Raw genomic sequence first — 25,053 nt, forward strand, 5'->3', positions numbered from 1 at the left:
AAAAAAGGGGTGTATTTACTTTGAAAATTTCACAAGTAAACTCATCCCTAAAAATGAAAGCGCTGACTAAAAAATCATGAGAAAATTTTAAAAAGTGTTTATTTTTTCTTTAAGATTGATTATAGTGTTAGGTAAGCGGTTACCCAAAACAATTTTGTTGAAGGTTATTTTTTTTATTACTGGTTAAGCGCTTTACCTAATAATAAAAATGTATATGAGTAAAAAAGGAGGATTATACAATGTCAGCACAACTTAATTTTGCAGAAATAGAGCAATTAAAACAAAAGGCAGCCGAGGCGAGAAGACTTGTTGTAGAAACAGTCCATCATGCTGGAGCTGGTCATATTGGCGGCCCCCTTTCGGCTATTGATATGCTGGTAAGTTTGTATTTTAACGTGATGAACATTAATGAAAACGAGCCGAAATGGGAAGACCGGGATCGTTTCGTTCTTTCAAAAGGGCATTCAGCCATTGCTTTATATACAGTTCTTGCACAGCGCGGTTATTTCCCGATTGAGGAATTAAATACATTTGACGAAATTAATTCCCGTTTGCAAGCGCATCCAGACATGAATCTACTGCCGGGTCTTGATATGTCATCCGGATCGCTCGGACAAGGGATCTCAGCAGCAGTCGGCATGGCACTCGGGGCAAAACAGCTAGGAAAAGCATTTTATACGTATTGCATGATCGGTGACGGTGAATCCCAGGAAGGGCAAGTGTGGGAAGCAGCCGATATTGCGGCGAAATACAAGTTGGATAATTTGATTGTCTTAATGGATTTCAACGGATTGCAGCAGTTTGGCTGGGATGGATCAGAAGGACGGGAAAGAGAACGTCCTGTTGCGTCACCTGCTGAGCGCTTTAAAGCCTTTGGCTGGCATACGATTGAAGCTTCCGGACATGACTTTGAGCAAATTATTCAAGCTTGTCAAGAAGCGAAAGAAGTAAAAGGCAAGCCAACGATCATTATTGCCAAAACGATCAAAGGAAAAGGCGTCAGTTTTATGGAGAACCAATATTTGTGGCATTCTAAAATTCCGACTGCGGAAGAGTTAAAACAAGCTTCAGAAGAATTAATGGCGGGGGTGTAAGAGATGAGTCAATTGTTGCAAGCAGGCGAAAAAGCATCAATGCGTGATGTCTTTGGAGAAGCGTTATTAAATATTACGAAAAAAGATGCAAAAGCTGTCGTGTTAGATGGAGACTTAGCGAATTCAACGAAAATAGACACTGTGGCAAAAGGGAACCCGGCGCAGTTTCTCCAAATGGGGATTGCGGAACAAAATATGATGGGCGTGGCGGCCGGCCTTGCTTCTGTAGGTCTGCAAGCATGGGCGTGTACATTTGCTTCTTTTATTACGAAAAGAGCGCTTGATCAAATTACGGTCTCCGTCGCTCAGCCTAAATTAAATGTGAAAATGATCGGTGCTTACAGCGGGCTATTGACGGGCTGCACAGGCAAAACACATCAAGGGGTCGAAGATGTAGCGATTATGCGTAGCATCCCGAATATGGTGGTTCTTGCACCGGCAGACGGGGTAGAGTTAATTGAAATGATGGAATTTGCTCATCAATATGATGGCCCAGTTTACATTCGCCTTGCACGGGATGAGCAGCGGCAAATCTTTGACGGGAAAACGCACCGCTTTGAATTAGGGAAAGGTGTGGTGATCAAAGAAGGGCGTGATCTGACAATTATTACGACAGGCACACAAACAGAACGTTCATTAGAAGCAGCTCGCTTATTAGAAGAAGAAGGTATTCATGCCTCTGTTTTGCATATGCCGACGATCAAGCCGCTTGATCAAGAAGCCATCGTAAAGGCAGCCCGTGAAACGGGAGCGATTGTCGTGGCGGAAGAGCATAACATTATTGGTGGACTGGGCAGTGCAGTCGCTGAAATTCTCGGTGAACAGTATCCGACTCCAATGATCCGGGTCGGTGTGCAAGATCGGAACACGGAATCAGGCAAGAATGAAGAACTTCTGAAAAAATACAACCTTACACCTGCTGACATGGTTTTAAAGGCGAAAGACGTTTTAAGCCGGAAGAGATAAATAACGGAGCCCCCTCCGGCTTTATGCCGGCCTAAACGACAAATAAAAGATGAGGAGTGTATACAAAATGTCTGAAACGACAAATAAACAGCAATTGTTCATTAATGGAAAATGGGTGGAAGGATCTTCTTATACGAAACTAACTTCTCCTTATAACGAAAAAGAGATTGCCCAAATTCCTTCTGCAAATGAGGAAGAAATTGACAATGCCATTGAAGCAGCATTCCAAGCTAAAGAAGTGATGGCTAAAATGCCGGCGCATCAACGTGCTTCTATTTTGGAAAAAGTGGCTCAGTTGCTTGAGGAACGTGGAGACGAGGCAGCAACCATTTTGGCACAAGAAGCAGCGAAGCCGTTAGTATATGCCAAAGCGGAAGTAGGCCGGACGGTTCAAACATACAAATTCGCGGCAGAAGAAGCGAAAAGACTTCACGGTGAAATGATTCCGATGGATGCGGCTGTAGGAGGAGAAAACAGAATCGCGTATACAACGCATGAGCCGGTTGGCGTGATCGGCGCGATTACTCCGTTTAACTTCCCGCTCAACTTAGTGGCACATAAGCTTGGCCCTGCGATTGCGGCTGGAAACACGGTTGTGCTGAAACCAGCGAGTCAAACGCCATTAACATCATACTTTACTGCAAAGCTGTTTGAAGATGCAGGACTGCCTGTCGGTGCGTTAAACGTTATTACAGGCGGAGGAAGAGTCGTCGGCGATAAAATCGTGACAGATGACCGCGTGAACATGGTGACATTTACAGGAAGCCCAGGCGTAGGCATTGGCATTCGGAATAAAGCAGGATTGAAACGGGTTACGCTGGAGCTTGGCTCAAACTCTGCTGTTATCATCGATAAAGATGTCGATATTGATAAGATTATTGATCGTTGCATTATGGGCGCATTCTCAAACCAAGGACAAGTATGTATATCCTTGCAGCGTGTCTATGCTCATGAGGATGTGTATGATTCATTTGTTGAAAAGTTTGTGGAAGCAACAAATAAGTTGACGTTAGGCGACCCGCTTGATCCAAAAACGGACGTATCGGCTTTAATTACACCAGGAGATGTGGATCGTGCGCTCAGCTGGATTCAGGAAGCGAAACAAGGTGGCGCGACGATTGCAGCAGGTGGCGAATCGGAAGGCCATATTCTTCATCCAACCGTCATATTAGACGCTGAACCAACGTTAAAAGTATCTTGTCAGGAAGTCTTTGCGCCGATTGTTTTAATTAACAAAGTGAAAACCGTTGAAGAAGCGATTGATCTTGTCAATGATTCACGCTTTGGACTGCAAGCAGGCATTTACACAGAAAACGTGCATACCGCATTTAATGCAGCAGATGCTTTACATGTAGGCGGCGTTTTAATTAACGATATTCCTACTTTCCGTGTGGATCATATGCCGTATGGCGGTGTAAAAGAAAGCGGATCCGGCCGTGAAGGAATTAAATACGCGACAGAAGAAATGACAGAAATGAAACTGGTTATTTTTAACCGTAATTAAAAAAGAAAGCGGGGCGGGGCCTTTGGATGAAGTTACATCCTCGCCCGTCTTTCTTTATAAGAAGTTATCGTTCGTTAACATAATTGAAGGAGTGAGCGGTTTGGTGAAAGAATATAAAATTGCTGTCATAGCCGGAGATGGAATTGGCCCTGAAGTGATTAATGAAGGGATCAATGTTTTAAATGAAGTAGCCAAGATGGATGGTAACATCACTTTTGACTTTACTCATTTTCCATGGGGGTGTGAATACTACGCTGAAACAGGAAAAATGATGGACGATGACGGGATGGAAAAGCTGAAAGAATTTGACGCGATTTATTTAGGTGCTGTCGGATTCCCAGGTGTTCCGGATCATATTTCTCTTTGGGATCTCCTTTTGAAAATTAGAAAAGGATTCGATCAATATATTAACATTCGGCCGATTACGTTATTGAATGGCGCTCCTTGTCCGCTTGAAGGGGTCAACAGAGAAGAGATTGACATGCTGTTTATTCGTGAAAACAGTGAAGGTGAATACGCAGGAGCTGGAGACTGGCTGTTTAAAGGAAAGCCGGAAGAAGTTGTCTTGCAGACAGGCGTGTTTTCCAGAAAAGGGACGGAGCGTGTCATCCGTTATGCATTTGAAGAAGCACGAAAAATGAACAAATCACTGACGAGTATTAGTAAAGGGAACGCGCTCAACTATTCCATGGTATTTTGGGATCAAATTTTTGATGAAGTGAGCGAAGAGTATCCGGATGTCAAAACGTATTCGTACCTTGTTGATGCTGCAGCGATGCTCATGATTAAAGATCCAAAACGTTTTGAGGTTGTTGTTACATCGAACTTGTTTGGTGACATTTTAACCGATTTAGGGGCAGCGATTGCCGGCGGGCTTGGACTGGCTGCGGGCGCAAATATTAACCCGGAACGCGACTATCCTTCCATGTTTGAACCCATTCACGGTTCTGCACCAGATATTGCAGGCGAAGGAATTGCCAATCCGCTTGCTTCTATTTGGTCCGCAAGTCAAATGTTTGACTACTTTCATCGCCCTGATCTAGGCGCACGTGTGTTAAAAGCGATTGAAGACGTATTGACAGAAAAAGAATATGCAACACCTGATTTAGGAGGAACATCTTCTACTTCTGAAGTTGGCGCACGTGTTATTCATTATTTGAAAAAACAAAAGAAGAATTAAACCGGGCAAAAAATGTAGAAGCGAATTCCCTTATAGAAAACGGAGTCGCTTCAGCAGAAGACATCGTTACGGTCGTTCGTTATAGGTTAGGGAGTCGTTTGCTTATAACAAATCCTTTTAAAAGAAGAGAAAATGAAAAAAACGGAATGAAAGTCATGCTGATAAGAGTTGTTTTGAAAGGTGGAGAAATCCGGCTTTTAAAACAATTCTTTTTCTTTTCGTTAAGAATGTACCGTGATAGCATGAAAAGAAACGGACTTCGATTAAAGCGATTGCGGGATTGAGAAGCAGTGCTGAATCATTTTCAAAAAAGGGGTTGTAGGATGTGCTGACGTTAGATCAGACGATTCAAGAGGCGTTGATCTTCATTACAGAGCGAAAGGCGGAGTCGGCGGCGATTGTGGATCAAGACAAAACGGTTGGGATGATTACGCTGGAGGAGATTCGTGTGGCGATTCAGAACGGCCATGTGTTGATGACGCTTCGGGCCTTTTTTCAGCAGCCGTTTTTACAGGAGTTTCTCAAGGAGCAGGAGTCGGACATGTTTCGTGAGATGCTCGTTAGCAAAATGTTTTCCGATATGATCAACTCGTTGTATGACGGTGTGTACATTACAGACGGGTATGGGTTTACGGTAAAGGTGAATACGGCATATGAGCGGATTACCGGTATTTCATCGGAGAAAATAATTGGTCTTCATATGAATGATATGGAGAAAGCGGGCTATATTTCAAAGTCGGTGTCGGTTCAGGTTATTCAGGAGAAAAAAGCGATGACACGTATGCAGGAGCTGGCGAATGGGCGGAAAGTGATCGTGTCGGCTAGTCCGGTATTTGATCAAGAGCAAACGATTTTGTATGTTGTCAGCAGCGTACGTGATATTACTGAGTTAATTCAGCTGAAGCTTGAGAATGATGAATTAAAAGAAAACAAGGCAGAGAGTGAAGAGGAAACGAATGAGACAGAACACTTTCCATTTATAGCAGGAGATCTAAAAGCAAAGCGTTTGATGCGAAAGGTTGCCAAAACGAATGTAACGGTTTGTTTGATGGGTGAGAGTGGTGTTGGGAAAACGATGTCCGCTTCATATATTCACAGGCACTCGTTGCGAAAAGAAAATCCATTTATTGAAGTGAACTGTGGGGCGCTTCCGGCGAATTTAATTGAAGCAGAATTGTTCGGTTACGTAGGAGGAGCCTTTACGGGAGCACTTTCGAAAGGAAAAAAAGGACTGATTGAAATGGCGAATAGAGGGACCCTTTTTTTGGACGAAATTGGGGACATGCCGTTTGAATTACAGGTGAAGCTATTGAAAGTGCTCGACGATTTTTCGTTTACGCCAGTCGGTTCAACGGTGCCGAGAAAGGTTGATATCCGGGTCATCGCAGCGACGAATCAGCCATTGGAAGAGCTCGTTAAAAAAGGTGCATTTCGTGAGGATTTGTATTACCGGCTAACCGTTGTCCCAATGTGTATTCCACCGCTGCGAGAGCGAAAAAAAGAAATTCCTGGCCTGCTGTCGTATTATTTGGAGCGGTTTAATGCTACTCATCAAGAAGCTGTCACGTTGTCAGCGGACGCGTTTGATGAGTTGTGTGAATACAGGTGGCCGGGCAATATTCGTGAGTTGAAAAACGTCATCGAATATTTAGTGGTGACAGCTATTTCGGCGCAGGTGGACGTAGAACAGCTTCCGGCGAAAATCCAGCGGGAGCCGATTGCAGAATATCTATTGGATGGTCAAATCATTCCGTTGAAAAAAGCGACGGATCAGGTGGAGCGGCATTTAATTGAAAAAGCAATGCGCATACATAAAACGACTAGAAAAGCGGCGGAAGCTTTGCAAGTTAGCCAGTCGACTATTGTGGCGAAAATGAAAGGCTGGGCGTCTTCTGATTATAATTCTGATCAAGAAAGGTGATTTTGAGTATTTTTTAAATCAAACAAAGAGATGAATCCTTCTTTTTACGCTTTTTTCTTATTGGCACGGAACTTGCAATAAGAATAAGGAGAAGAAAAAAGGAGGATTTTTTATGACTATTTCTACGTTTAAGATTGCCAATAAATTAATTACTGGCGAAGGTGCAACCAGACAGTTGAAAGTGGAAGCGGAACGGTTAGGAATGACGAACCCGCTCATTGTCACAGATCATATTATTCAACAGACAGGGATGCTTCATAACATTCAAGGAATTTTGGAAGGGCTTACGTGCGGCGTATTTTTAGAAGTAAAGCCTGAGCCAGAATTTTATGTGGTGGAAGAGTGCCGGAAAGCGTTTCAAACAGGCGGACATGATGGGCTGATTGCAGTTGGCGGCGGGAGCGCGATGGATACAGCCAAAGCCGTTTCAGGGTATGTGAATTATACAGGTGCACTTGTGGATCTCGTTGGCACGGACCACGTGGAGCAAAAGGGATGCCCGCTCATTGTGATTCCAACGACGGCAGGTACCGGTTCTGAAGTGACAAATATTTCGATCTTGTCCGATAAAGAAGAGCAAGTGAAAAAAGGAATTGTAAGCGATTACCTATTGCCAGATGTGGCCATTGTTTCACCGGAAATGACATTGACGATGCCAGCCGGTGTTACAGCAGCCAGCGGGATTGATGCACTTGTTCATGCTATTGAAGCGTACATATCTGTTCATGCGTCACCGATTACGGATGCGTTAGCAATAGGCGCGATGAAAATGATTGCGGTGAACTTGCCAAAAGCATATGCAAATCCAGACAATGTGCGGGCGCGTGAGCAAATGGCGACAGCAAGCCTTATGGCGGGCATGGCGTTTGGTAATGCAGGTGTTGGTGCCGTCCATGCATTGGCGTATCCGCTTGGCGGCCGGTTTCATATTCCGCATGGCGTAAGTAATGCCCTGTTGCTCCCATATGTAATGGAGTGGAATAAAATTGGCTGTTTGGAACGTTTCCGGGACATTGCTGAAGCGCTTGGTGAGAAAGTCGATCATGTAACGGATAATGAAGCGGCGGATCGGGCTATTTCAGCCATGCGTGTATTGTGCGAAGCGGTTCGTATTCCAGACGGGCTATGTGAGATGGGCATTAAAGAAAGTGATTTAGACGATATGGCGGAAGATGCGAGTAAAATTGACCGTCTATTGAAAAATAATCCGAGAATGTTCACGAAAGCAGATATTCTCGCCATTTATGAAGCAGCATATCAAGGAGGGAAAAACAAATGAAATGGCAAAATCGAGCATATGGAGAGGAATCTCCCTACATTCCACTAGGCCCGTTTAAGCTGCGGATCCCGTTTATTCATTACCGGTTTGAGTGGCCTGATTATGTGCAAGGGTTATTAATGTGTGCAGTCGATCTTGCAGCGATTCCATTGCTAATAGAATTGCTAGGGATGCCGTTTGAAGCAGCACTTGCTGTGGTCATGATCAATGGACTTTTTTATTTGACGCATCATTTACTTGGTGATCCCGTTGTTCCGGGTTGGATTACACCAGCCATTCCATTAATTATGGTGTATGTTTCTCAGTTTCCGGCAGACGAACGGGTGCATGCGTTAGTTGCTTTTCAGCTGACACTCGGTTTGTTTTCCGTTTTTCTCGGCGTGACAGGGCTTGCTAGTAAAGTCGTCAATCTTGTGCCAAGTGCCATTAAAGCAGGGATTATTATGGGCGCTGGTATTGCTGCCGTTATTTCTATTTTTCAAGTGGGTGGGCGTTTTGAATCATTTCCGTGGACGATTTCAATTGCAGTCGGGATTGCGTTTTATTTAATATTCTCAAGACATTTTCAGGTATTAAAACAGAAAAATAAGGTATGGGGAATGATTGGAAAACTAGGTATTTTTCCAATCATTATTTTAGCCGTTGTGATCGCTCCTTTATTTGGCGAAGCGCCTTGGCCAACGATTGAATGGGGTTTTTCAACACCTGATTTTGCTACATTATGGAATGAGTATACTGTATTCGGTCTTGGTATGCCGCCGCTTCTTTTGTTTATAAGCGGATTGCCAACTGTTTTGGCAACGTATATTGTGTTGTTTGGCGATATTTTGCAAAGTAAAGCGATTATTGATGAAGCTGATGACATTCGACAAGACGAAAAAGTCGACTACAATCCAAATCGCGCGCATTTAATTTTTGGTGCGAGAAATTCAATCATGAGTATCATCGGTCCAGATGTGACAATGTCCGGTCCTATGTGGTCGGCCATGCAAGTCGTTGTGGCAGAGCGTTATAAAGAAGGCAAGAAAGTCATGGATTCCATTTTCGGCGGCTCGGGTTCATTCCGTTGGGGCACGAATACAGGTTTGCTGTTACTGCCAATTGTTAGTCTCGTAGAACCTATTTTAGGTGTTGCCCTTGCATTGACATTACTCATTCAAGGATATGTAAGTGTCCGGATCGGTATTATGGAAGCAAAAAGCCAACGCGATCTTGGAATTGCTGGTATTATAGCGGCAGTGTTAGCGATCAAAGGTGCTGCCTGGGCATTTGCGATCGGCATTATTTTATGTTTCTTAATTTATGGTAAAAAGTTCTTTGTCGGTGAGAATGACGGTACGTTTACGAAAGATGTAGAAAAAGAAGCGCAGTAAAGGAGAGAACATGATGAGAGCATGGAATATGTATATTAATGGCGAATGGGTAGACACGGAAGAGAAGATTAATGTTGTTAATCCAGCGACGCTTGAAGTGATCGCGACTGTTCCGAAAGCGGGAAAGAAAGAAGCAGCAGCTGCTGTTGATGCAGCAAGCGCTGCACTTCCTGAATGGACTGCTAAAACGGCAGCGGAACGAAGTGCATTGTTAATGAATTGGTTCCGTTTAATCGATGAGCAAAAAGAAGAGATTGGACGGATTATGACGACGGAGCAAGGGAAGCCATTGAAAGAAGCGATCGGTGAAGTGGGGTATGCGAACAGCTTTATTTCATGGTACGCAGAAGAAGGGAAGCGGATTTACGGGGAAACCGTTCCAGCATCTGCTCCGAATAAACGGATTTTCGTTACGAAGCAGCCCGTTGGTGTTGTGGCGGCCATTACGCCGTGGAATTTTCCAGCAGCGATGATGACAAGGAAAGTGGGTCCTGCGCTGGCAGCGGGATGTACGGTCGTTGTAAAGCCGGCAGAATTAACGCCTCTTACGGCTTATAAATTGGCGGAGCTTGCGGAAGAAGCAGGCATTCCAAAAGGCGTCATGAATGTGATTACAGGTGACGCGGCGGCGATTGGTGAAACATGGATGGCTGACAGCCGCGTTCGTAAAATTTCGTTTACGGGGTCTACAAATGTCGGGAAGTTATTGATGCGCCAGGCAGCCGATACGATGAAAAAAGTATCACTAGAGCTTGGCGGCCATGCACCGTTTATCGTCACGGAAAATGCAGATCTTGACAAAGCAGTTGAAGGATTGATGGGGTCTAAATACCGGAATGCAGGACAAACATGCGTCTGCGCGAATCGCGTGTACGTGCACGAGTCGGTTGAAGCAGAGTTTGTTGAAAAGCTGAAGGAAGCGGTCGATCAGCTATCGGTCGGCAACGGGCTGAATGAAGGTGTTGAGATTGGACCGCTGATTAACGAAGCGGCAATCGATAAAGTGAAAAAGCAATTGGAAGACGCCCTATCAAAAGGAGCCCAGCTCGAAACGGGCGGAGAAGCATTGCCCAGTGAGAAAGGTTACTTTATTACGCCTGCTGTATTAACGAATGTATCAGACGACATGGTATGCATGATCGAAGAAACATTCGGACCGCTTGCGCCGGTAACAACATACAAAACGGCTGAAGAAGTGATCAAGCGCGCCAACAACTCACCATACGGACTCGCCGCATACGTCTTTTCGCAAGATATATCAGAAGCGATCACCATTTCAGAAGGACTTGAATACGGGATCGTCGGACTAAACGATGGACTTCCATCCATTGCTCAAGCTCCATTTGGCGGAATGAAAGAAAGCGGACTCGGCCGGGAAGGCGGGCACTGGGGAATAGAAGAATATTTGGAAGTAAAGTATATTTCACTCGGACTTTAATAGAGTGAGTGGGTTGTTCAGAGATTGTATGCAAGACGATATTCATTTTTTTGGAGCTGTGTCAAAAGTATATACTTTTGACACAGCTCCTTTTCATTTTTAAAAAGGAACATCTAGTGGCGGGATTTCTTCTTGTTTTGGCGGGATTTTTGACTGTAACGGCGGGATAAAGCGATCTAATGGCAGAATAAGTCCTAATGAATGACAGATCCCGCCGACAGGCACACGAATCCCGCCATACTTTTTCTTTTGCCCCCCTTTTTAGTACACCTGTATAATGAAGTGTAAATACAGGCGACTTAGATTAGGAGAGGAAGATTTGCTATGATCATAAAAGGACATGATGTGCGTGGCAGTGTGCTGGATGAAGAGACACGATGTGCGCATTATCATCAAGAAGTAGACCGGATTGCGATTAAGTTTTATTGCTGCAAAACATATTATCCATGCCATCAGTGCCACGCGGAAGATGGATGCGGTAAGGTGCAGGTGTGGCCGAAAGAGAAGTGGGATGAAAAGGCAGTACTGTGCGGGGGCTGCGGCCATGAGCTGACGGTTCGTGAATATTTAGCATGTAAGTCCGCTTGTCCGAGCTGTGGTATGGCGTTTAATCCGGGCTGCCAGTTGCATAAGCATTTTTACTTTGAAGTGTAAGCGGTCATGAAAGGAAGCCTTATCTTGACCAAATTTTAATAGGATGATATTGTACGATAGTTAGTAAATTCACTAAACAAATTAAGCGTATATAAAATGTGTGATTTGATAAAAGGGGAAGTAAAATAGGGGGCGTATGCAAGATTCAGTATGGAAAAAGTATGGTCCTTTAGATGAAGGAGTTGGATAAATGAGCAAGAAATTTTTAGGCTTAATCGCCGCAGCTGTTTTCGTTTCTTCTATTATAATAGCAGGCTGTTCACAATCGGATTCTCGCGGGCCGAGTGAAGAGCGCAAAAAGGATGAACTTGTGTTAGCTGTTGGAGGAGAACCGGATACAGGATTTGATCCAGCGACGGGCTGGGGACGTTACGGATCACCGCTTTTCCAAAGTACGCTCTTAAAACGGGATCAAGAACTGAACATTGTTAATGACATAGCCACTCATTATAACGTGAGTGAAGACGGAAAGGTTTGGACAGTTACATTGCGCAATGATGTGAAATTTTCGGATGGACAGCCTTTAACAGCTGCTGATGTGACGTTTACGTTTGAAACCGTATTAAAAAATGGATCCGTCGTGGATCTGAATATACTGGAGGAAGTGGAAGCAAAGGATGAATATACCGTCATCTTTACGTTAAAAGAAGCCCAATCAACGTTTATCAACTCTCTCGTTGCCACAGGGATTGTCCCGGAGCATGCGTACGGAGCTGATTATGCGGAAAAGCCGGTTGGCTCAGGCCCTTATCAGCTCGTTCAATGGGACAAGGGACAGCAGCTTATTGTACAAGCGAACCCAGAATATTATGATCAAAAGCCTTCTTTTCAAAAGATGACCTTTTTATTTTTAAGTGAGGACGCTGCTTTTGCTGCTGCTCAAGCAGGAAATGTAGATGTTGCGGCTATTCCTGCTGCGTTTAGCAGGCAGCAAGTACATGGCATGCGGTTAGAAGCAGTCAAAACAGTGGATAATCGCGGCATTGCGTTTCCATACGTAAAATCGGGACGGGTGACAGAAGAGGGCTACCCAATAGGCAACGATGTGACGGCTGATCCAGCGATTCGTCATGCCATAAATATTGCGATTGATCGAGAGGCGCTTATCGACGGTGTTTTGGAAGGATATGGATCGCCTGCTTATACGTCAGTAGATGGCTTGCCTTGGTGGAATCCTGAAACTGTTTTTGAAGACGCCGATTTAGATGGGGCGAAGAAGATGTTAGCCGATGCCGGGTGGAAAGATACAGACGGTGATGGAACGCTGGAGAAAGGTTCTTTGAAAGCGGCGTTTACGTTATATTACCCGGCGGATGATGCGATCAGACAATCGCTCTCCATAGCCGTTGCGGATATGATCAAACCACTTGGTATTGACATCAAAATAGAAGGGCAGAGCTGGGATACGATTGAACAAAAGATGTATTCAAATGCAGTTCTGATGGGCTGGGGAAGTCATGACCCTCATGAGATGTACAACGTATATAGCGGCCAGCATGCGGGAGCAGCCTACTATAACACAGGTTTTTATGAAAATAAAACAGTAGATGATTATTTTGAAAAAGCGCTGCATGCAACTAGTGAAACAGACGCAATGGCTTTTTGGAAAAAAGCGCAATGGGATGGAACGACAGGTTTAAGTGCAAAAGGGGATGCTCCATGGGCATGGTTAGTAAACATTGACCATTTGTACTTAGTGAAAGATGGGCTGGATATCGGGAAACAACGAATTCACCCTCATGGGCATGGGTGGCCTGTAACGAATAACATTGAAGAATGGAAATGGACTGAATAATGTGGACAAGAGAATAAATCGAAATATTGGACGCTTTCTTTTGCTGAAAAGTATACGAATGGCGACATTACTAGTCGCCATTTGTTTCATTTCCTTCCTATTAATAAAGAATTCTCCCATTGATCCGATTCAAGCGTATATCGGTGCGGATATGCTGAAGGTGGGCCCTGAGCAGCGAGAAAAGATTGCGGCGTATTGGGGACTTGATCAACCAGCCTTCGTACAGTTTATCAGTTGGGGCTCTGCCTTGCTTACAGGCGATTTAGGAACATCGATGATTTACCGCCGTCCTGTCGCTGACGTTATTCATGAACGTTTTTTGCATTCTTTCGTTTTAATGATGACAGCATGGCTATTATCGGGAATCATTGGATTTGCTATGGGCGTGATCGCAGCGATGAAAAAGGATACGTGGATGGACAAATTCATTAAATGGTATTGCTATACGTTGGCGTCTACTCCGACTTTCTGGATGGGACTTCTTATGCTCATTGTTTTTTCTGTATGGTTAGGGTGGTTTCCGATCGGGTTAGGGGTTCCGGCGGGCGTTCTTGCGGAAGATGTCACAATTGCTGATCGAATTCATCATCTTATCCTTCCGGCGCTGACGTTGAGTGTTATCGGCGTTGCGAATGTCGCTTTACATACGCGTCAAAAGTTGATCGATGTTTTGGCGAGTGACTACGTGTTGTTCGCGAGGGCAAGAGGAGAACACGGTTTTGTGTTATTTTGGCGGCATGGATTGCGAAATGTCGCTTTGCCTGCCATCACGCTGCAGTTTGCTGCTTTTAGTGAATTGTTTGGCGGAGCCGTGCTTGCTGAACAAGTATTCTCGTATCCAGGTCTTGGACAAGCTACCGTAGAAGCGGGGCTAAGAGGAGATGTTCCGCTTTTATTAGGATTGGTCATATGCAGCGCGCTCTTTGTTTTTGCAGGGAATGTTATCGCTGATTTGATTTATTACGTGGTAGATCCGCGAACAAGAGAGGGGCGAAGGATTTGAAGGCTGCCCTTACCATCAAAAAGAGAAAGATTGATCTAAACGATTTTAATAGAAGGAAACGGGCATTCATCGTGACCACCATCGCTGTTGTTTTGTTAGTAAGTATTGTAGCGGGAGCGTTTTTATTAGATGAGGGAAGAGTGGCCACGAACTTGAATGTGCGAAATGCTCCCCCTTCAATGGACCATCTTTTTGGTACCGATTGGTTAGGAAGAGATATGTTTACACGTACCATTATGGGGCTTTCGTTGAGTATGGGAGTCGGATTGATTGGCGCCATTGGCAGCACCTTCATTGCTCTTATCATTGGAATGACCGCAGCGATAATGGGGAAAAAAGTCGATCAGCTCATTTCATGGCTCATTGACCTTTTTCTTAGTGTGCCGCACCTCGTTACACTCATTTTGATCGCTTTTACAGTAGGAGGCGGAATGAAAGGGATTGTGATGGGCATTGCCTTTACCCATTGGCCAAGTCTTGCCCGTGTCATTCGAGCGGAAGTGATGCAAATTCGTTCGGCTGAATTTGTACACGTTTCTCAGAAGATGGGGAAATCCCGCTGGTTTATTGCCGTTCAACATATTTTGCCGCATGTCATTCCGCAAGTGTTCGTCGGATTCCTGTTATTGTTTCCTCACGCGATCTTGCATGAAGCGGCTGTGACTTTTTTAGGTTTAGGGTTATCGCCCCACGAACCAGCAATTGGCATTATTTTGTCAGAATCGATGAAGTACTTGTCTTCAGGTATGTGGTGGCTCGCCTTTTTCCCAGGCCTTTGTTTGCTTATTGTCGTTCGGGCATTTGATACGATCGGCGAAAATCTCCGAATGCTTATTGATCCAACGAGAGCGCATAATTAATGACTGTTTAAAGAGGTGTGAAGGAACGTATGTCTATTCTTGAAGTAGAAGATTTGTCGATATCGTTTAAACAATATACAGGTGGTTTCAAGCAGAAACATCATCACGTCATCACCAGTTTAAATGTCACACTTGTGGCAGGTGAAATACTTGCGGTGGTAGGAGCAAGCGGTTCGGGGAAAAGTTTGCTGGCCCATGCTATTTTAGGCATTCTTCCGAGTAATGCGAGCATGAGCGGGGGGACGATCAAATATGCAGGAGATGAACTGACAGCTGCCCGGCAAATGGCTGTAAGAGGCAAGGAAATTGTGCTCGTCCCGCAATCTGTTAATTATTTAGATCCGCTTATGCGCATAGGTGCTCAAGTCCGTACGTCTGTCAAACAGGGCGATGCTGTTACGGCACAACGTGAGGTTTTTAAACGTTATCATTTACAATCAAATGTTGAGAACATGTATCCCTTTCAACTGTCTGGAGGAATGGCGAGAAGAACGCTTTTATCGACAGCGATGGTGAGTGAGGCGAAAGTGATTATTGCGGATGAACCGACACCAGGACTTGATCCAGTCGTCATTACAGAAGCTCTTCATGACTTTAGAGAGCTTGCAGACAATGGGTGTGCGGTCATGCTTATTACGCATGATATGGAGTCCGCACTAAAAATCGCCGATAAAATTGCCGTATTTTATGCAGGGACAACGGTTGAAGTCGCGCCGGTGGATAACTTTGCCGGGAAGGGTGAGGCGCTACGGCATCCGTATAGTAAAGCGTTATGGAGAGCGCTGCCGCAAAATGATTTTATACCGATCCGAGGCTCGCAGCCCCATCCAAGCGCTTTGCCAGCTGGATGTTTATTTGAACCGCGATGTGAAAAGGCGACACATGAGTGTAGACAGGCACGGCCAAAAATGCGAAATCTTCGTCATGGAATGGTGAGGTGCATTCATGCAACTTGAAGCAAAAGATGTGGGGTTTCGTTACGGAAATGGACCGTGGTTGTTTCGAGGGGTTAATTTAACACTGGAGCCAGGGGAAATCGTTGGTCTCATTGGACCGAGTGGATATGGAAAAACCTCATTTTGCAAAGTTTTAGCAGGCTATGAGAAACCTGTGGAAGGACGTGTGACGATTAATCATTCTTCCTTACCAAAAAACGTCTATCATCCTGTGCAACTCGTTTTTCAGCATCCGGAAAAAGCCATTAATCCAAGGTGGAAGATGGTAAAGACGCTTCGTGAAGGAGGACCGCTTGACGAAGAGCTGCTTAAATTAGTAGGAATTGAACAGGAATGGCTCACGCGCTGGCCGAACGAACTGTCTGGAGGAGAATTGCAGCGGTTTTGTGTGGCCAGGGCGTTGGGACCTGAGACGCGTTTTCTCATTGCGGATGAAATGACAACGATGCTTGACGCCATCACACAAGCTCAAATATGGCATGTCGTTCTAGAAATGGCTAAAAAGAGAGGGCTGGGTGTACTTGTTGTCAGTCATGATGCGAAGCTTGTTCAACAACTTTGTCATCGCGTCATTGAGTTTCAGCAGATGAACGTAAGAGGATCATGAAATGGTTCTATACGATAATTGTTTGAATAATGTAAAACATCATGTATTTTCTGAAAATAACTGAAACTTTTTTTTGCGTTATGCGTAAAAGGAAGGTGAAGTGATAGAGATAGGGAAAACGATGATGCTGACATTATTCTTTTTTATTTCTCTTGCTTTAAGCGCTCGCTGTCGATTATATGATGACCGGTGTAAAAATTGATGCGAAATAGACAGGTTGCTGTGCGAGAGTTACATACATATTTAATTGATAGCGAGTTCAATAAAATTACCGGGGAAATGAGTAGGATCACCTGTGCAACGTTTTATTATGAAGGAGGGAATAGGATGAAAGTATTGATCGGTTCGGTCCTTGTCCTTTTGCTGATTGGCACTGGCCTTTGGCTTATGCTATCGCCGTCATTTAAAAAAGTAGGGGAAACAGCCAGCAAAGTGAAAGATAATTTAAAGGAGGGTTCACACGATGGGAGAAGTGAAAAAGATGAATAAAGGAATGAATAAAAAGGTGCTTGGCGGCACGATCGTCGCAATTGCTCTTGTTTTAGGTATTGCCTTACTTACATTGTTTATTGAAAAAATTCCGAACGGCTATGTCGGTGTTGTGTACAGTCCAAATGGCGGTGTTCAGGATGAAACGCTTGGTCAAGGCTGGCATCTTGTTGGCTTATTTGACAAAGTAACGGTGTATCCGATCCGGATGCAGACGGTTAATTATGCCGATATTCAAGTTGCGACGTCAGACGGAAAAAGTGTAACCGTTGACTTTGCTTACAACTACAGCATCGAGCCGGATAAAGTCGTCGATGTGTTTAATAAATTTGGCCCGATTCCAGTGGAGCAAATTGAAGAATCCTATTTGCGCACACGTCTTTGGGATGCCGGACGTAAAGGGATTGCCAAATACTCTGTCATTGATACGTATGGTGAAAAGTCATCTGAAGCGGCTGTCGGTGTCCAAAACATATTTTCCGATGACATTAAAGAACTTGGTTTCGTCGTTGATAATTTGACGCTCGGTGTGCCAAAGCCGGATGAATCGACACAAGCGGCGATTAATAAACGGGTAGAAGCGGCGCAGGAACTTGAGCGGAAACAAATTGAGCTGAAGATTGCGGAAGCCGAAGCACAGAAAAAGAAAATTGAAGCGCAAGGGATATCTGACTACAATAAAATCATTAAAGAATCCATCTCACCTGAAGTCATTCAAAACAAATGGATTGAAAAATGGGACGGTGTTATGCCAAAAGCGACTGGCTCTAATCAGTTGATTGAAATTCCGATTGATGATGCAGGTACCGCTGCGAGTGCTGGGCAGTAATATTCATCACTACACGATAAAAAAGGCGAGTTGTAAACTCGCCTAGTGAAATGAGCTGTTTAGAATAGACAACATGAAAAAGTCTCAAAGAACGCAGGGACTTTATCTTGTTGTCTTTCTGAATTTACCGGGTGACAATCCGGTAAATTTCTTAAAGAGTGAATTGAAATAGTTCGCATTCGGATAGCCCACCTTGAAAGCGATTTCACGAACGGGCATATTTGTGTGAATTAATATTTCTTTCGCTTTCTCAATGCGGTATTGGATTAAAAACTGAATAGGTGGAACGCCAATTTCACTTTTAAATGTGTGCGCCAAGTGATAGGGGTTTACAAATACAATGCTTGCTAATTCATCGAGGCTTAAGTCGCGATTATAGTTTTCCTTTATGTACTTAACGATTTTTTCCGACATCGATGCTTTCCGATCGCTATTTGTATCCGAATGGATAAAACGAAGTATCTTTATGAGTAACGTAACGAGGATGGAAGAAACCAACTCTTCGGAGCCGAAAGCACCGATTTTCATTTCCTCCTCTATGTTCTCCAAGTACTTTTCAATCGTCATATAATTCTCCTGCGCTTTATACAGGCATGGCTGATCCGGCAATGTTAAAAATCCTTTTGGAAGTTCCGATAACTCCAGATGAAGAAAAGAGAGTACATATGCTTTAAATGGTTCTTCTGAAAGTGGCCTCAAGTGATGCTCTGTAAACGGATGTATGATTAACAGGTCCCCTCTTTCTACAGTCAGCTTTTGTCCATTAATCAAAAACGCTGTTTGGCCTTCCTGTATGAAGATGATTTTTGTACCATCATTCTTATGTATCCCTGTTTCAGTATAAGGTGTCCGTTCAGTAAAGGCACAAATAGAATTAAAGACGGGCTGCTTGATAATGGATGGGAAATTATTCAATATCCACCTCCCCCTTATACGGCTAATATTTCATTCTATTTAAACAAGAGTATAATGTTCAAACAACACATTTTTTGATAACATTGTAAAAGGCATTTAAAAGAAAGTGTTTCCTCATGAGCCTCATTATAATTAAAGAATAGGATATCTAGATGCCCTCGAAAATACCATTATAAGAAATTATCCATAATGAATCGGACAAATTCAAGATGATTAATTGAATTCCGCAATAATCTTTAGTTTTATACCAATTTAATAGATTTGATTATTTCCATTTGTTCTATACACTTTATAAAAGACAGTTCTCATTTAAAGTGAGAGAGGTGAATAATGTTGTTGAAAATGATAAATATTAATAAATCGTTTAACGGGAATCAAGTGCTTCATCATATAAATTTTGAATTAAAGCCCGGGGAAATTCATGGGATCGTTGGAAAGAATGGCGCTGGAAAATCAACGCTCATTAATATTGCCATGGGATTGTATAAACCGGATTCTGGGGAGATGTACGTCAATGATGAGCCCGTTCGGTTCAAGTCAGTAAAAGATGCACATGCCCGTGGGATAACCGTTATTCATCAAACACCTAATTTAGTTCCTGAGATGAGTGTGGCAGAGAACATTTTTTTAGGTGTGGAGCCCAGATTTTTAAAGTTTTTTGTGAATCCGCTTAAAATGAGAAAAGAAGCTAAAAAGTTATTGAGTGTACTGGGGTCATCTATAAATCCAAAAGTAAAAGTGAAAAATACTTCAGCGCGCGAGCACTATTTAATCGCTATCATGAAAGCAATCTGTCACCAGAGTAAAATTTTAATTATGGATGAGCCGACAGCAAACCTGTCAGAATCAGAACGGAATGAATTATATAAACTAATGAAGCAGTATAGAGATAATGGAATGGGCATTCTCTTCATTACACATAACATCAGTGAGATTCAAAAACTGTGTGATCGGGTGACTGTTTTACGAGATGGCAGGCAAATAGCCACCAAGGCGGTCAGTGAGGTTAATGAACAAGAATTAACGAAGCTGATGGTAGGACATGAAATTGAACATTATTATCCGCCAGTAAAGGTAGCAGGAAAGAGCAAGCTACTCAAAATCGAAAACGTTTCCAAAAGGCCGTATTTGCACAACGTCAACTTTTCTTTACACGAAGGTGAAATTCTCGGAATTGCGGGGCTTGCGGGCTCTGGAAGCTCTGAAATGGCCAAGATTATTTTTGGGCAAATGAAAAAGGACAGTGGAAACATCTACTGGAAAAACAAAAAAATCGACTTCGTTCATCCTACAGAAGCAGTGCATAATGGTTTCGGATATGTATCCGGAAACCGCTTTTCTTCAGGGCTCCTTATGAATATGAGCGTAACGAAAAACTTGTCACTTGCCAGCCTTGAAAGTATGAATAAGCTCAACTTTATTAATCCGCATGTGGAAGTGGATGAATCACTCGATAAAGTGATTGATCTGAATATAAAAGTTAATAATGTTAATCAAAAGGTCCAATTTTTAAGCGGGGGAAGCCAGCAGAAGGTTATGCTAGGCAGATGGCTGATGGCAAAAAGTGACTTATATCTGCTTGACGAACCGACAATTGGGGTTGATATTAGTAGCAGGTGTGAATTATACGTTAAAATTCACGAGCTTGCGGATGAAGGAAGAGGAATTATTGTTATTTCTTCCGATACCTCAGAACTGATAGGTCTCTGTTCACGCATTCTCGTCATGCATAAAGGACAGGTTGTCGCGGACATGATTAATGACAACTTATCAGAAGAAACGCTTTATCAATTAATAAATGGAAAGAAAAAATAAACGTGGAAAGATCCTGCAGAAGCCATCTATTATCTGCAGGATCTTTTTATATGCAGAAAATTCTCAATACCGCAAGATAGTGAATGTTTACCTCAATTTTGTTAATTGTCGCGTTTGGGAAGACAGCGTATGATTACTTTAAGAACAAAAGAAATTGATTTTAACAACCATTTTGAGGAGGATATAAAATGTTTAAGTATAGCTATGATTCATTGGTTTATTTTGGAGAAGATGTATCGAAAAGTATTGAACGGTTGTCTAGATTTGGTTATGATGCGATTGAGCTTGTTGGTGAACCAGCGGCATATGATACGAAAAACGTACGGAATCTTGTAAGCGATTACGGAATGACTGTTTCTTCAATTTGTTCCATATATAACCAGGACCGCGACTTGGCTCATCCTGATGCGGACAAGCGTAAACAAGCGGTAGATTATGTGAAAAGAGTGGCGGATATGTCGGCAGAGGTTGGTGCACCAGTTATGATCGTAGCGCCAACAGCAAATGGAAAAATTGCTTCTTTAACGGATTTCGATGATGAAATGAAATGGGCGATTGAAGGAATTCGCGAAGGGGCGGAATATGCAGCAAAACAAAACGTGAACTTATGTATTGAAGCGTGGAATCGCTATGAAACGTATATGCTGAATCGACTGGATCAAGCGGTTGATATGTGGAGAGAAGTAAACCTTCCAAATGTCGGAATTATGGGCGATACGTTTCATATGAACATTGAAGAAGAGAATATTGCGGATGCAATTCGCAAAAGCGGAGATGCACTCATTCATATTCATTTGGCAGACAGCAACCGAAAAGCACCGGGATTAGGTCATATTGACTTTGCGCCTGTATTGCAGGCATTGAAAGAGATTGATTACAAAGGGCATCTTACATTTGAAATTTTACCAGCAGCAGCTGATCCGTTCGGTGTCATGGAAAAAGGCGGCGGTCAAGAATTCTTTGATGAATATACAAAAAAATGTATTGACCACATTAAATCAATTGAAAAATCAATTGGATAAAGGAGAGAAAAAAGATGAAATTTGGTGCAAGTACATTTATCTGGGTTTCACCCTTTTCAAATGAAACACTCGACCTTATTGATAAAGTAAATGAAATGGGCTTTGATTACATTGAAATATGTATTGAAGATCCGGATACGATTGATACACAAGCTATCTCTGACCGGTTGAAAGCAACAGGTGTAGAAGCATTAATATGTGGTGCATTTGGACCAAACCGGGACATAAGCTCAGAAGATGTAGCTGTTCGTCAGGAAGGAATTGACTACATTAAGAAATGTGTGGATATAGCAGCGGATCTCGGTTCTCCACTTGTATCCGGCCCAATGTATACAGCAACAGGAAAGACACGCTTGTTATCAACAGAAGAAAAAGAACAGCAATGGAAATGGGCAATTGAAAACCTGAAAGAAGCAGCAGATTATGCAGAGGAAAAAGGAATCAAATTAGCAATTGAACCGCTGAATCGTTTTGAAACCGATTTCGTTAATACTGTGCAGCAAGGAATGGAATTTCTGAATCAAGTAGATAAAGAAAACGTTGGCTTTTTGCTGGATACATTCCATATGAACTTGGAAGAAAAAAATATCAGTGATGCATTGAAGCTGGCGAAAGGACATATTTTTAATTTCCATGCGAGTGAAAACGATCGTGGGACACCGGGAACAGGGCATATCCCATGGAATGACGTTTTTGAAACGCTGAATGAGATTTCGTATGATGGCCCGGTTGTTATCGAGTCATTTACAACGGAAATTAAAGAAATTGCCCGTGCAGTGTCACAGTGGAGACCGCTGGCACCTTCACAAGATTCGATTGGTGAAGATGGCCTGAAGTTTTTGAAACAGGTAACATTAGCATGATTAGCGAAATGCACGTCCGTAATGTCAATAAAGGATTCAAGGGCGTTCAAGCTTTACGTGATATAAGTTTTACGATATATGGCGGTCAGGTACAGTGCCTTCTTGGTGAGAATGGAGCGGGCAAATCGACACTAATTAAAATATTAGCGGGATATTATAAGCCGGATGAGGGAGACATTATCATTGATAATGAGACTGTTTCCTTTTCCAGTCCGAGAGATTCGCAGGCACATGGCATTTCGGTTATTCATCAAGAGCTGCTTCTTGTGCCACATTTGTCCGTAGCGGAAAACATATCACTCGGACAGTGGCCGAAAAATAAAAAGAAGATGATTAATTGGAAGGATACGCAAGATCGTGCTATTGCTGCACTGGATATGCTCGGAGCCAAGATTGATCCCGAAGCACTCGTTTCCAGCCTGTCGACTGGAGAGCAGCAGATGGTAGAAATTGCGCGTGCTCTTTCCAAGGACACAAAAGTACTTATTTTAGACGAACCGACCGCTTCTTTGTCTGAATCGGAAACGAGAAGACTGCTGCAAATCGTGAAAAACTTGCGGAAGAAAGGGCTGGCCATTTTATACGTCTCTCATCGTCTGGAAGAAGTATTTGAATTAGCGGATATGATTACGGTCTTTCGCGATGGAAAGTTAATTTCTTCTGCGACGACAGAAGAAATTACACCGGATAATGTTGTCCGTCTTATGGTCGGCCGGGATGTATCACTAGAAAGAACGCGAACTTCAAAGCCGGGCGAAAAGGTAATGGAAGTACGGAATTTGACGCGAAAAAGCACTGTCAAAGACATTTCATTTGATCTGCATAAGGGAGAAATACTAGGGTTAGGCGGACTTGTCGGAGCAGGCCGGACAGAAATTTTTCGTTGTTTGTTTGGCGTTGATGAAATTGATCACGGAGACATTTTGATCGATGGGAAAAAGGTTGAGATCAAAAGTGCAACGGATGCCATTAAACATGGAATCGCACTGGTACCGGAAGACCGGAAGACGCAAGGATTGGTTTTAAGCGGAAGTGTGAAAGAAAACGCGTCGTTGTCCGTCTTGAAAACAGCAATGCCTTTTGGCTGGATTAATCAAAAGCGCGAAGTGGAAATCGTTCAAAACTATAAAGATCAACTGCGTATTAAGACACCGACGCTGAATACGCCTGTAGCATCTCTAAGCGGAGGAAATCAGCAAAAAGTTGTGCTGGCCAGGTGGCTGGCGACAAAACCGAAAATCCTTCTCCTTGATGAACCAACTCGCGGAGTGGACGTAGGCGCCAGAGCAGAGATTCAGCAGATGATTGAAACGCTTGTTGCACAAGGGCTTGCTATCATTATTATCTCGTCAGACATTATGGAGCTATTGCAAATGAGTGATAGAATTCTAGTCATAAGAGAAGGAAGAAGTGTTGCTGAACTAAAAGGCGATCATTGCACAAAGGAAGAGGTGTTAAAGTATGCAACAGGAGCAAATGCAGGCTAAACAAAGTATAAGAGCAGAAGAATCATATGACGGCCAGGCGAAAAAAAGCAAAGGTTCGCAGTTGTTTAAGCAATATTTAGGCAGTCTCGGATTGTTAATGGTTATTGCGGCATTTTGTATTGTACTCAGTTTTTTATCACCCGTTTTTTTGACAACAACAAATTTAATTAACCTGCTTATGCAGTCAACTATTTTGGTCACACTCGCTTTAGGTGTCACTTTAGTTATTATAACGGGCGGAATCGACCTTTCTGTTGGAGCCGTTATGGCACTTTCATCAGCTGTTGGTCTCGGTGCCATTGTCTATAATGGTGTTCCTGTAATTGTAGGCGTTTTCATCATGATATTGATTGGTGCGGTATTCGGGCTGATTAATGGGGTATTCGTGACGAAATTTATGGTCCCGCCATTAATTGTGACGCTTGCCACAATGGGCATTGCGCGGGGAATTGTCTTAATCTATACAAATAGTGCCAACGTGAATCCAGTTCCGGACAGCTTTATTACGCTTGCAACGGGAAGCGTCTTTGCCATTCCGAATTTGATCCTTGTCGTGACCATTTTAGCGGTCATCACGCACGTTATGTTGAAACATACTGTTTTAGGCCGATCCATTTATGCGAGTGGAGGAAATGAATTAGCAGCAAGGCTTTCAGGTGTCCGTACGAAAACAATTATTACGGCAACATACGTTATTTCAGGGGTTACGGCTGCCCTTGCAGGGCTTCTTTTAACGGCCCGATTGGAGTCGGCAGGACCTGCAGCCGGTACTGGCATTGAGTTAACGGTCATTGCGGCTGTTGTTATTGGCGGAACAAGCTTATTTGGAGGCCAAGGGAATATTATAGGAACAATCCTCGGTGTGATTCTCATTTCCCTTGTCTCAAATGCCATTAACTTACTCGGTGTTCCACCAGCTTGGGATTCACTTGTAACAGGAGCCGTCATATTAGTAGCCGCTTTACTGGATGTATATCGTCGCAAGCTATCATTAAGTTCGTAA

22 protein-coding genes are annotated in these 25,053 nt (G+C 43.3%); 21 read left to right on the forward strand and 1 reads right to left on the reverse strand.

Translation table 11 applies throughout. The features are described 5' to 3' along the window. Positions 1-239 precede the first annotated feature (239 nt). From ACZYRN_RS06295 to ACZYRN_RS06370, 16 genes are all read left to right on the forward strand, one after another. Positions 240-1,094, forward strand: coding sequence for a transketolase (locus tag ACZYRN_RS06295; RefSeq protein ID WP_488910678.1), 855 nt, complete (start codon positions 240-242; stop codon positions 1,092-1,094). Positions 1,095-1,097: 3 nt separating this feature from the next. Then, positions 1,098-2,060 (forward strand): transketolase family protein, encoded by a 963-nt coding sequence (locus ACZYRN_RS06300; protein WP_488910679.1) that lies wholly within the window; start codon positions 1,098-1,100, stop codon positions 2,058-2,060. Between the two features lie 67 nt (positions 2,061-2,127). After that, positions 2,128-3,564, forward strand: coding sequence for an aldehyde dehydrogenase family protein (locus tag ACZYRN_RS06305; RefSeq protein ID WP_488910680.1), 1,437 nt, complete (start codon positions 2,128-2,130; stop codon positions 3,562-3,564). A 103-nt stretch (positions 3,565-3,667) separates the two neighbouring features. Further along, positions 3,668-4,744 (forward strand): tartrate dehydrogenase, encoded by a 1,077-nt coding sequence (locus tag ACZYRN_RS06310; RefSeq protein WP_488911122.1) that lies wholly within the window; start codon positions 3,668-3,670, stop codon positions 4,742-4,744. Between the two features lie 325 nt (positions 4,745-5,069). Then, positions 5,070-6,665: a sigma-54 interaction domain-containing protein gene (locus ACZYRN_RS06315; RefSeq protein WP_488910681.1), complete on the forward strand. Its 1,596-nt coding sequence runs from the start codon at positions 5,070-5,072 to the stop codon at positions 6,663-6,665. A 112-nt stretch (positions 6,666-6,777) separates the two neighbouring features. Beyond that, positions 6,778-7,944, forward strand: a complete 1,167-nt coding sequence (locus tag ACZYRN_RS06320; protein WP_488910682.1) for an iron-containing alcohol dehydrogenase — start codon at positions 6,778-6,780, stop codon at positions 7,942-7,944. Next, on the forward strand, positions 7,941-9,317 hold the full coding sequence (locus tag ACZYRN_RS06325; RefSeq protein WP_488910683.1) for a hypothetical protein: 1,377 nt from the start codon (positions 7,941-7,943) through the stop codon (positions 9,315-9,317). The genes ACZYRN_RS06320 and ACZYRN_RS06325 overlap by 4 nt, the downstream gene beginning before the upstream one ends. A gap of 13 nt (positions 9,318-9,330) precedes the next feature. Beyond that, a complete protein-coding gene (locus ACZYRN_RS06330; RefSeq protein ID WP_488910684.1) occupies positions 9,331-10,755 on the forward strand; it encodes an NAD-dependent succinate-semialdehyde dehydrogenase in 1,425 nt (474 codons plus the stop codon). 324 nt (positions 10,756-11,079) lie between these two features. Further along, a complete protein-coding gene (locus ACZYRN_RS06335; RefSeq protein WP_488910685.1) occupies positions 11,080-11,409 on the forward strand; it encodes a CHY zinc finger protein in 330 nt (109 codons plus the stop codon). A gap of 190 nt (positions 11,410-11,599) precedes the next feature. Continuing rightward, positions 11,600-13,204 carry an ABC transporter substrate-binding protein gene (locus ACZYRN_RS06340; RefSeq protein WP_488910686.1) on the forward strand — a complete coding sequence of 535 codons (1,605 nt, stop codon included), beginning with the start codon at positions 11,600-11,602 and terminating at the stop codon, positions 13,202-13,204. 40 nt (positions 13,205-13,244) lie between these two features. Next, positions 13,245-14,207, forward strand: a complete 963-nt coding sequence (locus ACZYRN_RS06345) for an ABC transporter permease (protein ID WP_488910687.1) — start codon at positions 13,245-13,247, stop codon at positions 14,205-14,207. Next, positions 14,204-15,067: an ABC transporter permease gene (locus ACZYRN_RS06350; RefSeq protein ID WP_488910688.1), complete on the forward strand. Its 864-nt coding sequence runs from the start codon at positions 14,204-14,206 to the stop codon at positions 15,065-15,067. The genes ACZYRN_RS06345 and ACZYRN_RS06350 overlap by 4 nt, the downstream gene beginning before the upstream one ends. Before the next feature lie 29 nt (positions 15,068-15,096). After that, positions 15,097-16,023: an ABC transporter ATP-binding protein gene (locus tag ACZYRN_RS06355; protein ID WP_488910689.1), complete on the forward strand. Its 927-nt coding sequence runs from the start codon at positions 15,097-15,099 to the stop codon at positions 16,021-16,023. Further along, positions 16,013-16,630: an ABC transporter ATP-binding protein gene (locus ACZYRN_RS06360; protein WP_488910690.1), complete on the forward strand. Its 618-nt coding sequence runs from the start codon at positions 16,013-16,015 to the stop codon at positions 16,628-16,630. The genes ACZYRN_RS06355 and ACZYRN_RS06360 overlap by 11 nt, the downstream gene beginning before the upstream one ends. Positions 16,631-16,957: 327 nt before the next feature. Further along, positions 16,958-17,119 carry a hypothetical protein gene (locus tag ACZYRN_RS06365; protein ID WP_488910691.1) on the forward strand — a complete coding sequence of 54 codons (162 nt, stop codon included), beginning with the start codon at positions 16,958-16,960 and terminating at the stop codon, positions 17,117-17,119. Then, positions 17,094-17,948, forward strand: coding sequence for a prohibitin family protein (locus tag ACZYRN_RS06370; protein ID WP_488910692.1), 855 nt, complete (start codon positions 17,094-17,096; stop codon positions 17,946-17,948). The genes ACZYRN_RS06365 and ACZYRN_RS06370 overlap by 26 nt, the downstream gene beginning before the upstream one ends. Before the next feature lie 102 nt (positions 17,949-18,050). Here the strand turns inward: ACZYRN_RS06370 and ACZYRN_RS06375 are convergent, their stop codons facing one another. After that, entirely contained in the window at positions 18,051-18,863 is an 813-nt protein-coding gene (locus ACZYRN_RS06375; RefSeq protein ID WP_488910693.1) for an AraC family transcriptional regulator, read from the reverse strand. A 330-nt stretch (positions 18,864-19,193) separates the two neighbouring features. Between ACZYRN_RS06375 and ACZYRN_RS06380 the strand changes: the two genes are divergently transcribed. From ACZYRN_RS06380 to ACZYRN_RS06400, 5 genes are all read left to right on the forward strand, one after another. Then, entirely contained in the window at positions 19,194-20,678 is a 1,485-nt protein-coding gene (locus tag ACZYRN_RS06380) for a sugar ABC transporter ATP-binding protein (protein ID WP_488910694.1), read from the forward strand. 188 nt (positions 20,679-20,866) lie between these two features. Then, complete coding sequence (locus ACZYRN_RS06385) at positions 20,867-21,700, forward strand: TIM barrel protein (protein WP_488910695.1); 834 nt, start codon at positions 20,867-20,869, stop codon at positions 21,698-21,700. 14 nt (positions 21,701-21,714) lie between these two features. Further along, complete coding sequence (locus ACZYRN_RS06390; RefSeq protein WP_488910696.1) at positions 21,715-22,563, forward strand: sugar phosphate isomerase/epimerase family protein; 849 nt, start codon at positions 21,715-21,717, stop codon at positions 22,561-22,563. After that, positions 22,560-24,050, forward strand: a complete 1,491-nt coding sequence (locus ACZYRN_RS06395; RefSeq protein ID WP_488910697.1) for a sugar ABC transporter ATP-binding protein — start codon at positions 22,560-22,562, stop codon at positions 24,048-24,050. Before ACZYRN_RS06390 ends, ACZYRN_RS06395 begins: the two co-directional genes overlap by 4 nt. Beyond that, positions 24,025-25,053 (forward strand): ABC transporter permease, encoded by a 1,029-nt coding sequence (locus ACZYRN_RS06400; protein WP_488910698.1) that lies wholly within the window; start codon positions 24,025-24,027, stop codon positions 25,051-25,053. Before ACZYRN_RS06395 ends, ACZYRN_RS06400 begins: the two co-directional genes overlap by 26 nt.

Source organism: Domibacillus sp. F004, from assembly GCF_057814295.1.

Bases quoted from the DNA above. Each gene is read 5' to 3' on its own strand.
- ACZYRN_RS06330 (WP_488910684.1), top strand. From the start codon at position 9,331: ATGAGAGCATGGAATATGTATATTAATGGCGAATGGGTAGACACGGAA.
- ACZYRN_RS06320 (WP_488910682.1), top strand. From the start codon at position 6,778: ATGACTATTTCTACGTTTAAGATTGCCAATAAATTAATTACTGGCGAA.
- ACZYRN_RS06395 (WP_488910697.1), top strand. From the start codon at position 22,560: ATGATTAGCGAAATGCACGTCCGTAATGTCAATAAAGGATTCAAGGGC.
- ACZYRN_RS06335 (WP_488910685.1), top strand. From the start codon at position 11,080: ATGATCATAAAAGGACATGATGTGCGTGGCAGTGTGCTGGATGAAGAG.
- ACZYRN_RS06305 (WP_488910680.1), top strand. From the start codon at position 2,128: ATGTCTGAAACGACAAATAAACAGCAATTGTTCATTAATGGAAAATGG.
- ACZYRN_RS06300 (WP_488910679.1), top strand. From the start codon at position 1,098: ATGAGTCAATTGTTGCAAGCAGGCGAAAAAGCATCAATGCGTGATGTC.
- ACZYRN_RS06325 (WP_488910683.1), top strand. From the start codon at position 7,941: ATGAAATGGCAAAATCGAGCATATGGAGAGGAATCTCCCTACATTCCA.
- ACZYRN_RS06295 (WP_488910678.1), top strand. From the start codon at position 240: ATGTCAGCACAACTTAATTTTGCAGAAATAGAGCAATTAAAACAAAAG.
- ACZYRN_RS06385 (WP_488910695.1), top strand. From the start codon at position 20,867: ATGTTTAAGTATAGCTATGATTCATTGGTTTATTTTGGAGAAGATGTA.
- ACZYRN_RS06370 (WP_488910692.1), top strand. From the start codon at position 17,094: ATGGGAGAAGTGAAAAAGATGAATAAAGGAATGAATAAAAAGGTGCTT.
- ACZYRN_RS06390 (WP_488910696.1), top strand. From the start codon at position 21,715: ATGAAATTTGGTGCAAGTACATTTATCTGGGTTTCACCCTTTTCAAAT.
- ACZYRN_RS06400 (WP_488910698.1), top strand. From the start codon at position 24,025: ATGCAACAGGAGCAAATGCAGGCTAAACAAAGTATAAGAGCAGAAGAA.
- ACZYRN_RS06365 (WP_488910691.1), top strand. From the start codon at position 16,958: ATGAAAGTATTGATCGGTTCGGTCCTTGTCCTTTTGCTGATTGGCACT.
- ACZYRN_RS06360 (WP_488910690.1), top strand. From the start codon at position 16,013: ATGCAACTTGAAGCAAAAGATGTGGGGTTTCGTTACGGAAATGGACCG.
- ACZYRN_RS06340 (WP_488910686.1), top strand. From the start codon at position 11,600: ATGAGCAAGAAATTTTTAGGCTTAATCGCCGCAGCTGTTTTCGTTTCT.
- ACZYRN_RS06355 (WP_488910689.1), top strand. From the start codon at position 15,097: ATGTCTATTCTTGAAGTAGAAGATTTGTCGATATCGTTTAAACAATAT.
- ACZYRN_RS06380 (WP_488910694.1), top strand. From the start codon at position 19,194: ATGTTGTTGAAAATGATAAATATTAATAAATCGTTTAACGGGAATCAA.